The organism is Rhizobium sp. BK661, assembly GCF_024808825.1.
Taxonomy (GTDB): domain Bacteria; phylum Pseudomonadota; class Alphaproteobacteria; order Rhizobiales; family Rhizobiaceae; genus Rhizobium.
Genome location: NZ_JANTYT010000010.1, coordinates 131,262 through 143,644, shown reverse-complemented (window position 1 = coordinate 143,644; position 12,383 = coordinate 131,262). Strand labels below are relative to the sequence as shown.

At 56.4% G+C, this 12,383-nt stretch carries 16 protein-coding genes; 6 read left to right on the top strand and 10 right to left on the bottom strand.

The genetic code is table 11. The features are described from left to right. Window positions 1–3 precede the first annotated feature (3 nt). From FHX16_RS20325 to FHX16_RS20310, 4 genes are all read right to left on the bottom strand, one after another. Complete coding sequence (locus tag FHX16_RS20325) at window positions 4–606, bottom strand: hypothetical protein (protein ID WP_259130013.1); 603 nt, start codon at window positions 604–606, stop codon at window positions 4–6. Beyond that, entirely contained in the window at window positions 590–1,186 is a 597-nt protein-coding gene (locus tag FHX16_RS20320) for a hypothetical protein (RefSeq protein ID WP_259130011.1), read from the bottom strand. Before FHX16_RS20320 ends, FHX16_RS20325 begins: the two co-directional genes overlap by 17 nt. A gap of 130 nt (window positions 1,187–1,316) precedes the next feature. Continuing rightward, window positions 1,317–1,751, bottom strand: a complete 435-nt coding sequence (locus tag FHX16_RS20315; protein WP_259130009.1) for a SyrB-like regulator — start codon at window positions 1,749–1,751, stop codon at window positions 1,317–1,319. A 233-nt stretch (window positions 1,752–1,984) separates the two neighbouring features. Further along, on the bottom strand, window positions 1,985–3,070 hold the full coding sequence (locus tag FHX16_RS20310) for a YihY/virulence factor BrkB family protein (RefSeq protein ID WP_259130008.1): 1,086 nt from the start codon (window positions 3,068–3,070) through the stop codon (window positions 1,985–1,987). 316 nt (window positions 3,071–3,386) lie between these two features. Here FHX16_RS20310 and FHX16_RS20305 point away from each other — a divergent pair, with 316 nt between their 5' ends. Beyond that, window positions 3,387–3,581 carry a hypothetical protein gene (locus tag FHX16_RS20305; RefSeq protein WP_259130006.1) on the top strand — a complete coding sequence of 65 codons (195 nt, stop codon included), beginning with the start codon at window positions 3,387–3,389 and terminating at the stop codon, window positions 3,579–3,581. A gap of 79 nt (window positions 3,582–3,660) precedes the next feature. On the opposite strand, the gene FHX16_RS20300 is transcribed toward FHX16_RS20305, so the two are convergent. Further along, window positions 3,661–3,864, bottom strand: coding sequence for a CsbD family protein (locus FHX16_RS20300; protein ID WP_183756703.1), 204 nt, complete (start codon window positions 3,862–3,864; stop codon window positions 3,661–3,663). An 85-nt stretch (window positions 3,865–3,949) separates the two neighbouring features. Continuing rightward, window positions 3,950–4,195: a hypothetical protein gene (locus tag FHX16_RS20295; RefSeq protein WP_183864285.1), complete on the bottom strand. Its 246-nt coding sequence runs from the start codon at window positions 4,193–4,195 to the stop codon at window positions 3,950–3,952. A 201-nt stretch (window positions 4,196–4,396) separates the two neighbouring features. Here FHX16_RS20295 and FHX16_RS20290 point away from each other — a divergent pair, with 201 nt between their 5' ends. After that, window positions 4,397–5,260, top strand: coding sequence for an SDR family oxidoreductase (locus tag FHX16_RS20290; protein ID WP_259130004.1), 864 nt, complete (start codon window positions 4,397–4,399; stop codon window positions 5,258–5,260). A gap of 334 nt (window positions 5,261–5,594) precedes the next feature. After that, entirely contained in the window at window positions 5,595–6,425 is an 831-nt protein-coding gene (locus FHX16_RS20285) for a phytanoyl-CoA dioxygenase family protein (protein ID WP_259130003.1), read from the top strand. A 111-nt stretch (window positions 6,426–6,536) separates the two neighbouring features. Here the strand turns inward: FHX16_RS20285 and FHX16_RS20280 are convergent, their stop codons facing one another. Further along, entirely contained in the window at window positions 6,537–6,767 is a 231-nt protein-coding gene (locus FHX16_RS20280) for a hypothetical protein (protein WP_259130000.1), read from the bottom strand. A gap of 704 nt (window positions 6,768–7,471) precedes the next feature. Here FHX16_RS20280 and FHX16_RS20275 point away from each other — a divergent pair. Then, window positions 7,472–7,876 (top strand): PAS domain-containing protein, encoded by a 405-nt coding sequence (locus tag FHX16_RS20275; RefSeq protein ID WP_259129998.1) that lies wholly within the window; start codon window positions 7,472–7,474, stop codon window positions 7,874–7,876. Window positions 7,877–8,596: 720 nt separating this feature from the next. Further along, window positions 8,597–8,785 carry a hypothetical protein gene (locus FHX16_RS20270; RefSeq protein WP_259129995.1) on the top strand — a complete coding sequence of 63 codons (189 nt, stop codon included), beginning with the start codon at window positions 8,597–8,599 and terminating at the stop codon, window positions 8,783–8,785. Window positions 8,786–8,833: 48 nt separating this feature from the next. Here the strand turns inward: FHX16_RS20270 and FHX16_RS20265 are convergent, their stop codons facing one another. The 3 genes from FHX16_RS20265 to FHX16_RS20255 form a co-directional block, all read right to left on the bottom strand. Next, window positions 8,834–9,196, bottom strand: a complete 363-nt coding sequence (locus tag FHX16_RS20265) for a response regulator (RefSeq protein ID WP_259129993.1) — start codon at window positions 9,194–9,196, stop codon at window positions 8,834–8,836. 18 nt (window positions 9,197–9,214) lie between these two features. Then, the gene (locus FHX16_RS20260; protein ID WP_259129990.1) at window positions 9,215–10,510 is read right to left on the bottom strand and encodes a sensor histidine kinase; all 1,296 of its coding nucleotides are present in this window, start codon (window positions 10,508–10,510) and stop codon (window positions 9,215–9,217) included. A gap of 220 nt (window positions 10,511–10,730) precedes the next feature. Next, window positions 10,731–11,153 carry a low affinity iron permease family protein gene (locus FHX16_RS20255; protein WP_259129988.1) on the bottom strand — a complete coding sequence of 141 codons (423 nt, stop codon included), beginning with the start codon at window positions 11,151–11,153 and terminating at the stop codon, window positions 10,731–10,733. An 841-nt stretch (window positions 11,154–11,994) separates the two neighbouring features. Here FHX16_RS20255 and FHX16_RS20250 point away from each other — a divergent pair. After that, window positions 11,995–12,240, top strand: a complete 246-nt coding sequence (locus FHX16_RS20250; protein WP_183756683.1) for a hypothetical protein — start codon at window positions 11,995–11,997, stop codon at window positions 12,238–12,240. Window positions 12,241–12,383 lie beyond the last annotated feature (143 nt).

Genomic DNA, 12,383 nt, shown 5'->3' with positions numbered 1-12,383 from the left:
GGCCTAGGCAGCCCTGTCCGCGAAACGCAGGAGCATATCCCGAAGCGCAGTGTTCTGTTGGCGCAGATGTACTGTCATCAGCGCTTTGAGCCTCTTGTTTTCATCCTCAAGCGCGACAAGATCGTCGGGCTGAACGGCCGCCGCAACGACTGGCGCCTTGCGGCCACCGGCGTTTGCTGTGCGTGCTGGACGGGAGCGCAATTTGCGCTGCTTTCGCGGCGGTGTCGTGGATGGCACCTCCGGATGCACTGTCACTGCCACTGCTGCATCTGGTTCAAATTGTGTCGCCGCTTCAACCGGCGCATCGGACGGTAGGGGTTGCGTCTTGTGGTCCTGATCCAAGGCGACAGTTTCGACTGGTGTTGGGCTTTCTACTGGTTCATGCTTTTGCTCTGGTCCGGTCTGCAACGCCGGCACTACCGGCTCGAACAGATGCGGAGCATCGGCTTCCGTCTCACGTGCCATGGCCTTGAGATCGGTGTTTCCCCAAATCGATTTCGCCTGATCCTTCGGACGGCGACGCGAAGATTTGAATTCTACAACAAACGTGCGCGACTGTGTTTTCATAATTGTCCACTCTGCAATATGGTCATTCGAATCGCTCAAGCATCGCCCTGAGCTGAGCATTCTGCACACGCAGCCGTTCAGCCAATTCGTTTCTCAAATGCTTGATCTCCCGATCCAGCTCCGTACCGTGGTCGACGACGGTCGGAGCGGGCGGGATGGGCGATTCTGTTTGCCCCTTATCTAATGCGGACGTGGTCTTAGCAACCACCTTTGCGTGGTTTTTCTTTGGCCGCCCTGCTCGCGTCGGTCGCAACGGATGGACGATTTCGCTCTTTGCATCGCTCACCGACACCGGTGTCGGCTTGTCCACAGTGTCGTCATTGCGGCTTTTGGACACCAGTTGATCATTTCCATCGGCCCCATCTGACAGGTGTGATGTCGCGACGCCCAAGTCATCTTTGGCTTCAAACGGGGTGCCGACGTCCATCTCCGGATCAGATAGCGGCTCGTCTCCATCGGCCGTTCCAGATGGCAGTGTGGCTTCGACCTCCCCCGATGACTGAAGTGCCTCGCCTTCCTCCGCCCTTTGTCCGGGACTGTCGTCGAGTGACCTATCTTCGTAATCGGCCGGCCGCTTTCGGGATGTCAATTGTGTCAGATATTTCCAGGGTGATTTCATAATGCTTCAATCTCGGGCCGACCGACGGCGACGTTGCCGCAGTTGCGAGCCGGGCCCGCTGACCGAGTCCGGCAACATGGTTCTAATGAGAATGCGAGGCGCTGTTACGCGTTTCTCACTATGTTTTCGATCAAGCGATCCCGAGCCGCTTGCGAAGATCGGCATTTTCCGCCCGCAGTTTTTCTGCGAGTGTCTTGCGCAGACGCTTGTTCTCTTCCTCGAGCTGAAGAAGATCGGCCACTTCGTCAACTGCCGTAGCGACCACCGTGCCGGTTCTCTTTGCCTGTTTTGCCGCACCGTATTTCCGCGGGCCCCGGACGCCGGTCGGCGCCAGGCCCTTTGCCGGGGCGGCTGCCTCGACGGAAGCTGGCTTTGTTTCGCTGATCAGCTCGCTGCGCTTCTGGCGCGTGCCCTTCGGTGACTTGGCAACAGGAACAGCCGAACCGGCTGCTTCTGTGGTGATCTTCTTGCGCGGGCCGCGCTGTTTTTTCGGAGCCGGCATTTCTGCAGGAGCGGTTGCGTTAACAACCTCGCTCGTCGAACTTCCATTATTGTCGTCAGCCATCAGTTATCTCCCTCTATAGCCACAAGTCTTTTCGACCGAGCGGCACACGGAGTCAACCTCTCGACCATCGCTGGACTGCGGGTTTGATACGCCTAGCGGATGATGGTGCAAAAAAAGCCCATCGCGCCAGATAAAGGTCCCTTGCCAGCTCGGTGAACTACATTGGTTGGCCCCCGTGTGACATGTTGGTTCGGAAATGTTTGTTGGTTTCCGAGCCACGCAACTCAAACTGATCAATCTTGCACTTCACCGACAGTGTCGGCGACATAAGCTCCGCGCGCACCCATAGGCAATGGTCGTCCCGTCGTGGTGTCAATTTCCGTCTGGTGCTCGAGCTCCGCGTTTAATGCCGCGCCGAGAACCAGGATCACGACTGACAACCACATCCACATGAGAAAGCCTATCAAAGCTCCCAATGTGCCATAGGTCGCACTGTAGTTGGCAAAGTGGTTCAGATAGAAGGCAAAGGCAGCGGACATGACAAACCAGCCGATCGCTGTAAAGCCGGCTCCCCATGTCATCCATCTCACGCGGGCTGGCGCGCGGCTTGGACCAAACCTATAGATTGCCGTCGATGCGGCGTTGACAAGAAGCAAGAGTACGGGCCAACGCATCAACAGGACAATCTGTTCCTTAAATGCATCAATCCACATGAAGGATAAAGCAAGCGGTATGATGGCAACCAGAAAAATCATGAGCAGGGCCGCAATGACGGCGCACAAAGTGAAGCAAAGGGCGACGAGATTCAGCCTGACGAACCCGCGCTTTTCGTTCTCTTCGTACGCCACGTTCATGGCGTCAAACACCGCAAGTGTTCCGCTATGGGTGCTCCACAATGCGATGGCCAAGCTCACAAAGAATGCTATGCCCAGCGTGCTTGTTCCGCGCTGTACGATACTCTTGATTTGCTCAGCTATGAGATCAAAAGCTCCAGGCGGAAGTACCCACGAAAGCTCTCTCAGGTGGTCGGATATCGTGATAGGATCGGCAGCGAGCCCGTAAAGTGAGACGACGGCGCCAAGCGCCGGGAAAATGGCGAGCAGCAGATAAAACGACACACCTGCGGCGATGAGGGTGATGCGGTGGCTCGAGATCTTGCCGACAACTCGCCAGAATACGTCACGCAATCCTTTTCTGGGGATGTCTTCGGGAACCTCAGCCTTGCGCCCCCGCACATCGGTCGGTTCGTCATGCGGTGTACTTGGAGGTTCCGGTTCCTTGCGTTCCGCGAAGGCTTTCAACAACACAGCTCCGGCTGCCAACGCAAACAGGCTTGCCGTTATCGAGTTGCCCGATTTGCTGAGGATTGGTTGTCTCATGATGCTTCACTCCGCCGATCCTCCCAATAACGCAGCTGGCGCCGGAAGGATGCATCGGGGATGCAGCGAGCAATGCACGAAGGCAGAGCGATGCAGCCCGGCAGGGCCTCTCTCCTCACGACTCAATCGTCGGGCAACCGCGCGCTCGGGCGCTTATGAGCGATGCATCACCTACGGATTTCGAGTGACACGGGAGCGAACCGTCGGGTGGTTACGCCCAAAGGTTCTCCGGGTTAGCCCTGTTTACTCACATTGAAGGGATTGCAACCGAGCGGGCATGCTTAATTATTTCTGGATTGCCTCAGGAGATCAGCCGGTGTCCATTTTCCAACGCTTGCCCCATAGGATCCGGGCAGAAAATTTGCGTATCGCCATCGAACAAATGCGCTCGGCGCAGAGGTTCCTGCCGGACTTCGAGCACTACGGCGACACGCGGTTTGTCACCGAGGACGGCGACGTCGTCACACACGTCGATGGCGATCACGTTCTGATCCTTCTCAAGACGGATTGAGACAGTAATGGAATATCAACGGGGGCGCCGTCTCTATGCATGACGGCCCGGACTGGGGTCCGGGCCGTCGATTGATTTATCACCAGGTTTGCCTGCCATACCAATCATCGATATCCTGCCGGGCGCGGTCACGTTCCAGCCCGTAGCGCTCCTGGATTTTTCCTTCGAGTTGGTCGCGCTTGCCAGCAATTTGGTCGAGGTCGTCATCCGTGAGCTTTCCCCACTGCTCCTTGACTTTGCCTTTGGCCTGCTTCCAGTTTCCTTCTATGCGGTTCCAATCCATTCTTTTCTCCATCGGGTTGGGACTGCGAGACAAACGACCAAGCAGCCAGACAGTTCCCTCTAAAAGAAGGTCGGGCCGCTGGCGTTTACGGACCGAGTTTACTTTCCTTCCAATCCAGGTATGGCCGCATGAGTTGTCCGGGGTGACGTCGTTCTATCTCGGTTTCGGTCAACGCTATCCTCGCAAGAATTTCGTCGACATCGCCGCGCTTTGGCGCCTCGCTCAGTGCCTCGAGACGCTCCATAGTCTGGTACAGCTCGTCATCAATCATGGCTGCAAGCCTGCTGGCAAAATCGTCAATGGAAGCGGTCAATATGTTGTCGCTGGACATCGGTGACGGATCCGTTCGAATTGAGACTTTGAAAACCTTTCCCGGCGAAGAAGGTTCCGGACGCGCGGGCCAGTTGGCGCTGCCTCGGACAACATTAGAGGCGAGATGCTATCTCGCGCCAGTTGCGGGGTCCGCACACGAGAAGGGAACTGTTCCCCTTTATGGCGGTTAATCGCCAGAGTATTCAACGAGGATATCGCAATGACTCACGCCCGTAGACCGCTACCACCATTTCCCAAGCAACAGCAGAAGCCGCCAGGCAGAACAGCCGACATGCAACCGCGTCCGGATCATGGTGAGCACGACTACAAAGGAACTGGCAGGCTTGAAGGGAAGGTTGCGCTCATCACGGGCGCAGATTCCGGGATCGGGAAAGCTGTGGCAATCGCATTTGCGCGCGAAGGAGCAGACGTGGTGATCTCCTATCTGAGCGAAGATGATGACGCTCGAGACACTGAAAGATGGGTCAGAGAGGCGGGCCGCAAGGCCGTCCTGATGGCAGGCGACATCAAGTCGGAGGCTCATTGCCAGGAGCTTGTCAGCCGTACGGTTGGTGAATTAGGACGGATCGACATACTGGTCAACAACGCGGCTTTCCAGCGGACATACGCCGACATTGCCGATATTAGGGAAGAGGAGTGGGACGAAACGTTCAAGACCAATATCTACGCTCCCTTCTTTTTGTCGAAAGCCGCGATCCCACACATGAGGAAGGGGAGCGCCATCATAAACACGACATCAATTCAATCCAGACAACCCTCTTCCCAGCTTCTCGCCTATGCCTCCACCAAGGGCGCCATTTCGAACTTCACCGCAGCGCTCGCGGAGATGGTCGCCGAGAAAGGCATTCGAGTGAATGCGGTCGCACCGGGCCCCATCTGGACGCCGCTCATTCCTTCGACGATGCCCGTCGAAAAGGCTTCGAAGTTTGGTGAGCAGACGCTTTTAAAGCGCGCCGGCCAGCCAGCTGAATTGGCAGGCGCCTATGTTCTCCTTGCCTCCGATCTTGGTAGCTACATGACAGGCGCTGTTGTTCCGGTGACCGGCGGTGAGATCATGATCTAAGAGATTGCTTGTCACGATTCATCGCAACGTCAGCCATTTCAGCTGGGATTACTCCGCCGCGACGTGAAGCACCACGACGCTGATTCGCATCAGTCGTGACATCCCTGAGCTTTTCGCCGGTGAGGGTTGCGATCCGTTCGTGACCGTAGTCAATGAGGGCCTTCGTCGCCCCAATCCGGTCGTCTGGGGACAGGTCGCTGCCCGTGTACATCTGCCATTGTAACTCGTCGCAAGGTCGTTACCTTGCGTTGCTTCATCGTGCCCTAATAATATACGGTTGATAGAAATTATTAGTAATCTTACTCTCCCACTTGGACAAGGAGGAGGAATTCCGATGGCAGGTGACGACCATTTCGACTTGGAATCCAACATTGCCGACCTGCGCAACGACGGAATTACCGGGCTGAAAGGCGCGTTCAGCCGCGACTGGGCCGACGACATGCGCGAGGACATGATGACGGCTTTCTGGGAGGCAATCCAGAGACCCGGCGGCGCGGTCGGTCGGGGCCCCAGAAGATGGTATGTCGAGATCCATCCCCAGAACTTCCGAGGTTTTGTTGACCTTGTCACGCATCCCTGGCTTGTTGGCATGTGTACCGCTGTGCTCGGTCAAGACTACCAAATCGTAGAGATTGGGCTCGACGTCCCCTTCCAGGGCGCCAAGTATCAACCCTGGCATCGTGATTTTCCGTCGCCAGTTGATACGTATCGCGATCGGAAAATTACTTCACTTGCCTTCAATCTCACCGGTGTCGATGTGACGGAAGACATGGGGCCATTCGAAATAGCTCCCGGTACGCAGTATGATGACGGTAGAAAATGGAAACATGAAATGTTTCCGGACAAATCCGAGTGGGCAAGATTTCAGGAGCGCGCGACCCGCAAGTATCCCAACCGCGGTGACATTTCCTGCAGATCCGCACTAACGGTCCATCGAGGCACGGAGCATGGGTCTCCGATCGCTCGTCCCGTCATGGTACTCGGTGTCGATGCGCCCGGTGCCGGCCACGCGGAACTTCATGACATGATGGTCACGCGCGAGTGGTACGACACACTTCCACCCATCGCCCGAGACCATCTTGTTTGCCGCGTCGTGGATGACTTGCAGCCGATCATTCAAAAGCATGATATCGAAGGCCTGGTCATGGGGGCAGATCCGACCTGAAAAGGACTGGGGCTAGTCGGGCGAAGGTCTTTGTCTTGGTAACCCAGCAGGCTGTTAGATCGACGTCTAAGCTTCAGTTCGCGGTGGATGCGCGGAACTCAACCGACGGGGTCATTCCCACGGTTGCTGATAATGCCGGATCGCCATATGGGACCGAATAGCTTCGCCTAAAATAACTGCTGAGTGTTCGCCAGCCAGAACACGTTCGATCGCTGCCGCCATGACTGCTTTTCCCTGATCACTATTCGGGGACACGTGATATTGGTGGCACCACTTCGACACCACCTTGGTGACAAGCTTCAGTTCATTTGGATTAAGGGCTTGAGCATTCGAGAGGGACATTCGTTACTCCGGTTGAACGTGCCGGCTAAGCGCGGCGGATTGCTTTGCTAGATTTCCCTAGAACCGCTCAGGATACCGAAAGTTTCAAGTTTGCAGCGCGAGCCGCACGTGCGGCGCCGCGCCGGACATTTCTTAAAGGCGTAGATGGGTTTAGCATGCCTCCGGCGGTCTGCGTCGGCTTCTTTCTGATCCTAGCTCCGCAGTACCGGAGGTCAACCAGGAACACCCGTACGATATCGTACATGGGTCGGCGATGATCCCGCCGGACTGTCTCTTAAGACGTTGGCAACTGAAGGGGCTCTGAGATATTCGCGGTGAGGAGGAACGAACAATGACGAGAAAGGAAAAGTTGCCCCGCGTGATTTCGGCTTCGCGCGCTGTTCGGGAGATGGCCGGGCAGCCGATCTGAAGCTCCCGAACATGACTTGTTTACTCATTCACTATGAACCCTGCCAGCGAACACCGTCAGAACGTGATTCTTGGCGGGGCAAAGCTTCGGACTAGTCGTTGCCGCAGAGCGATCCGCGTCGGCAGATAAAACCTGCCTTCCATGGCAAGGGGCGCTCTAGTAGGCCTGGCGTTAAGCATTGTGAGAGATCAATCCTTCCTTAAACCTCTGGACGTAGGCGATCCTCTCAAAAGACAGCTTGCATGGATAGTCGGTGCGGGTCCATTCTGGTGGAGGGTTTTGAATGGGAGGAACCATGGTACGGCGCGCGGAGCGGCTGTTTCTTACACAAATCTCGACTGAGCGAATGCCGGATGCAGGGTTGTTCACCTGGGATCTGAATAGCAACCTTGTCTACGCCGACAGCGCGATGGCCGAGCTTTTCGGTCTCGACCCGGTTGAAACCGAACGTGGACTGCCCGTCCAGACCTATCTTGATCGCGTGCATCCGGACGATGCACCGACATTGGCCAAGCAGATAAACGACGCCATCATTGCGGAACACCCGACGGTGCAAGAATATCGATCACGCAAGGCAGATGGCTCATACATTCATGTTTCGGCATTTGGTCGCTGTTTCAGGGATCGCAATGACAATCCCGTCCACTACGCCGGCATCGTCATGGCGACAGAGAAAGCGCCAGCAGGCAGCACACACTGAGACAAAGCTGCAATGCCCGGCCGAAGCCTCAATTGTTGTCGCTCGGAAGACAAGAACATCTTCTGGCGATGCGCTGTCTCAAGCAACGGGGCGATAGATTCCGGAAGCTGAGCGGTTCCATGGGCCGTGGCGTTTGACCGCTGGAAACGCGGCTTAGGCACACCGCTGCGGGATTATGAGCTGGCGCTCGCGCGGGGTCCAGCGCTTCCAATGCTGATAGCTAGGCTTTATCAAGGGGCGCCGTGGTCGGTAGGTCGTTGTCGCTATTGCACGCTGAGTATGCCACGAGCCTTCCGGCAGCGATTCCGGCTTGCAGCCGTCTCTGACTAAGCCATGGCGGCGCATTATGGGACGCCGCCGTGCCGACGCGGCCACGCCGTTCTAAAGTAGAGGCAGCGCGCCACAAGGATGCCAAAGGCATCAGCTGCACCCCCATGCGCCAAGGAACACGATCAGCATCGACTGCTCACAGGCTTCTTTCAGGCGAACAGGCGACGCCGAGCACTTCAGCGGGGAGCGTGGCTAACAATGCCAATATGTTTCTCCGCGGACGCCATCTCGGCTTTGCAAGGCGAGCCCCGCTTCAGATCTGCCAGGCACTCTTCGGTTCATCTGCAGCCAACGACAGTCGGCATCCACCAGCACAGCTTGCTCTATGGTAGGCAAAGGAACCTAGAGCCCTTATTCTGGTTTGGGGTTTCCAGAGAAAGGAGGTTAGAGATGGAAACAGCCCATTTACCGCTAGTGCTGGGTATAGTCGCTGTCATGAGCTTCATGGGTGCGGGCATTGCCGCCACGTTCGAGCGATCGAGACGACATCGCGCGTCTGATATCGTGACCGTTGGGCTTGATGTACTTTGCTTGCTCACCGCCGGTATCATGATTGTACTTTTGATTGTGCTGCCGTAGCTGAGTGAAACATCGAACCACACCCTTTTTGCAAAGGAAACCAGTGCTCTAAGTCAGCATTTCATGGATTGTCCTGACAATACGTCGCGGGTCGTAGGGCTTGCTCAGAAAACGGCTTTCTGGAGGGATCTCATCTCTGTGGACCGTGCGGTAGCCTGAAACGACGATAATTTTCAGAGGCGGCCACAGATCCCTGACGTAGGTGGCAAGCTTGATGCCATCCATTGCGCCAGGCATGTCAACATCGGTTAGGACAAGTCTGATTTCTTGATGGCGAACGAGGGTATCCATCGCCTTGGCTGCATTATCTGCCTCCCAGACGATGAAGCCCTCGTCCGTTAGGAAATCAACAATGTCAAGCCGTAGGAGGGGCTCGTCCTCAACGACTAGAAGCGAAATAGCTGCGGTCATTCTGGCCTGGTACCTATTCTAGAGCGCGTGAAAAGCATGCGTATTGCTCTCCACGTTGTCGAGAAATCCATCGAGAACGAAGCGAATACCATCTGGCTCGAATAGGGTTTGTCCGGTCCCCTTGAAATAAGAGGCAACGATCCTTTCGGTCAGTCGCGACCCAAACCCGGTTCGCTCGCGAGGTGCCGGTGGTGGTCCATCCTTTTCCTTCCATTCAAACCTGAAACGGCTGCCTTCCAATGCCCATTGCATATGGACAACGCCCTTGTCAGAAGACAGCGCCCCGTATTTGGCTGCGTTTGTTGCGAGCTCATGTATGGCAAGCGAAAGTCCAAGGGCGCGCTGCTCTTCCAGCAAGAGATCCGGTCCCTCTATGGAAAATCTGCCATCACCATCTGCATGACCGTCGAGAGCACGGTCGATAATAGAACGAATGCCCATTCTGGAGGCGCTGCCCTGTAGCAGGAGGTCCTGAGCCCTTGCCATTGCAATGAGGCGACCGCTAATCGTTTCGCTCGCCTCCTGTGTAGACGATGCGGTTCTAAGCGTCTGGGAGACAACAGCCTGCGTTATTGCGATCGTGTTTTTCATGCGGTGCGTAAGTTCGGACTGCAGCTCACGCTGGCGATGCTCGAGCTCGCTCTGGATGCGGATATGCTCCTGCGCCTCCTCCAGCGCCTGCCTCAGCCGCTGACGTAGAAGGACATGCTCCGTCGCCTCAACCACGATATTCATTAGTCCTGCGACGGTTCCGTCGTCATCGAAGACCGGGGAGTATGAAAAGCTCCAGTTGGTTGGCTCTTCATAGCCATTGCGCGTCATAAGCAATGGCAGCTCCTCCCTGCGGACAGAACGTCCGGCGAGTGCTTCTTGGACCAAAGGGCGGACGTCGCCCCAGACATCCGGCCACAATTTCTGCGCAGGCTGGCCGAGCGCGCCGGCGGCTCTCGCTCCGAGCATTGGCACATAAGCGTCATTGTGGAAATTGATCAGGTCGGGTCCCCACCACAAGCAGATCGGCTGCGTCGTATTGAGCACCAACCGCAGGCTGACGACCAAGGAATGCGGCCAAGTGCCCGGAGGGCCCAAATTGGAATGCGACCAATCGAAAATCCGGATGGCATTTGCCATGCGGCTTTTCCCAAGCCTGAGATCGATCTCGGTGGCTGTTCCGGGGGCCTGCGACGTGTCTTGGGTGGCCATGGAAACGTTAACCTTCGAAAAGACAGCTGGTTCCGGCACGACGACAATCCTCAGCAGATCTGCGCTCACGGCACTGCCTGCAGCAGACTGCCGTGGTGCGAGATCGGTCAATCGCCGTTCCGGCGGACTGGGAGAAATCCGCTCACTTTGGAGAAAGCGATGCCGGAACGGCTGACGATAGAAATGCCTGTGCAAAGAAGTGGTTCCCAAGGGCTACGCAAATGCAAGCCAAAGCGGCCCCGAACATGTTCGCTCCGATCTCCCGATCCTGTTTGACAGACCGTCTGGGAGCCATCCTCCGAGCTTCGATCTTGCATGTCGGTCAAAAAAATCAAAGTTGCGTTTGATCAAGCTTGCGTTCTTGCGCTTTGTCGGTTGCCTTGTCTTCTACGCATTCCGCTCGTTCGGAAAGGGTCCGGCTCAATTCGCGTAGTTCCTGCTCGTCGAGTTTCTCGATCCCGACAAATTTATTCTGCGCCTGAGATGTCAGGATCAGTTCGTCAAGCTTGGCTTGCAGGGCTTTACCATCGCGGTTCTGCGAGTTCTGCAGAACAAACACCATGAGGAATGTGATGATCGTGGTACCAGTGTTGATGACAAGCTGCCAATTCTCAGAGAAGCCGAAGAGTGGTCCAGATGCGGCCCACACAACGACCAAGAACACCGCCGCAACGAAAGTGGCCGGCTTGCCGGAAACCTCAGAAATAACAGTGGAGAATTTCGAAAAGATTTTTGACGCTTCGTGTTCGCTCATGGAGGTCTCGCTGTTGCCGGCCCATCACAAACGCGTGATTACAGAAACAGTTCCCCTTGGCATTAGCTCTGTACGCCAGGGGACGGACGGAGTGCAGCCGAAATCTCGTTTCAAGCCTGCTGACTTGTGGTGAGTGCGTTGGAAAATCTTCAGCGGCTCAGCACCCGGTGACCAGGACTGGCCGCCACCGCCCGCCGCGCCATAGACCTGCGCGCTTGCCAAGCTCGCCTGTGGATCAGCCACCTGTAGAGTGCAAGCTTGCTGGACTGGGTCTCGAATGCATCGTAACTCGACACCCCTTGAACTGGGGCCTGGACGGCTCGTTCGATCAGCGACATTCGACCGGTGTGGCAGTCGTTCGACAATCCTGACTGGATTGCTGTCACCTCCATAGCAATCGTTCAAGATCGGCATTGTCTCAGTTGACCCGGGCAGCCGGTTGCTTGAGGACATGATAAAAGAAGCGACGAAGCTGCCTCTTGCCAACGATCTAATTTCGAGGGAACGAGGTCGGCGTCGCAGTCCCAGGATGGCTCCGGGCATCCCAAGGCGGACAGAGCCAGGGTTTCCGCAAAGATTGAACTTCAGATGATTGCCGCATCCAGAGAGCCCGACGTGACGTCGGGCTTTTTGTTCGCGCCCTGCTTGCGTGAAGGCTCTGCTTCGATTATGTTTTCGCCACGTTCGAACCGGAGAAGGAGGCGTGCAATGGCAGACTTTTTGTCCCTTACGCCACCGTTGTCTGAGATCGAAGTGACGTTCCGGCCCAGGTCCGGCTAGCCCGTCACCAATCATTTTCTTTCGCGGTCTGGCGTCTTCACGCAGCGCGGCCATTTCAGTTTTGGATACGGCGCGGCTGCTTTCCCATCATTGGAAGAAGGCGCGGCGCATTGGCCGCGAAATCACCATGAAAAGAATTGCTTTGCTGAGCGCCCAATCACCGCTCTCCACTAAAAGGCACCGATCGAAATTCAAACTGCGCATCGTCGGGTGCGTCGCCGTCCTGATGCGACGGCCGGGCAGAAAGCTGGCAACAGTACCGGATCTTTCTCGCTGGCTCAAACGTGACATCGGCTTCGATCCCTGACCTGTTGGTTGCACATGAAAGTAGAAAGGCCGGGCAAGCGCACCGGCCTTTTCCAATATTTGGCGATCGCGCGACGCGCTGATCGAACAGGCATACCGTATTTCCCTATCCGACCCGTCGCCGGTCGATCCTACCGAAGCGGC

What these genes read in the sequence shown, in the direction of transcription:
- FHX16_RS20255 (WP_259129988.1), bottom strand. Translation starts at nt 11,153, where the DNA reads ATGAGCGAACACGAAGCGTCAAAAATCTTTTCGAAATTCTCCACTGTT.
- FHX16_RS20315 (WP_259130009.1), bottom strand. Translation starts at nt 1,751, where the DNA reads ATGGCTGACGACAATAATGGAAGTTCGACGAGCGAGGTTGTTAACGCA.
- FHX16_RS20275 (WP_259129998.1), top strand. Translation starts at nt 7,472, where the DNA reads ATGGTACGGCGCGCGGAGCGGCTGTTTCTTACACAAATCTCGACTGAG.
- FHX16_RS20320 (WP_259130011.1), bottom strand. Translation starts at nt 1,186, where the DNA reads ATGAAATCACCCTGGAAATATCTGACACAATTGACATCCCGAAAGCGG.
- FHX16_RS20295 (WP_183864285.1), bottom strand. Translation starts at nt 4,195, where the DNA reads ATGTCCAGCGACAACATATTGACCGCTTCCATTGACGATTTTGCCAGC.
- FHX16_RS20270 (WP_259129995.1), top strand. Translation starts at nt 8,597, where the DNA reads ATGGAAACAGCCCATTTACCGCTAGTGCTGGGTATAGTCGCTGTCATG.
- FHX16_RS20265 (WP_259129993.1), bottom strand. Translation starts at nt 9,196, where the DNA reads ATGACCGCAGCTATTTCGCTTCTAGTCGTTGAGGACGAGCCCCTCCTA.
- FHX16_RS20300 (WP_183756703.1), bottom strand. Translation starts at nt 3,864, where the DNA reads ATGGATTGGAACCGCATAGAAGGAAACTGGAAGCAGGCCAAAGGCAAA.
- FHX16_RS20310 (WP_259130008.1), bottom strand. Translation starts at nt 3,070, where the DNA reads ATGAGACAACCAATCCTCAGCAAATCGGGCAACTCGATAACGGCAAGC.
- FHX16_RS20285 (WP_259130003.1), top strand. Translation starts at nt 5,595, where the DNA reads ATGGCAGGTGACGACCATTTCGACTTGGAATCCAACATTGCCGACCTG.
- FHX16_RS20290 (WP_259130004.1), top strand. Translation starts at nt 4,397, where the DNA reads ATGACTCACGCCCGTAGACCGCTACCACCATTTCCCAAGCAACAGCAG.
- FHX16_RS20280 (WP_259130000.1), bottom strand. Translation starts at nt 6,767, where the DNA reads ATGTCCCTCTCGAATGCTCAAGCCCTTAATCCAAATGAACTGAAGCTT.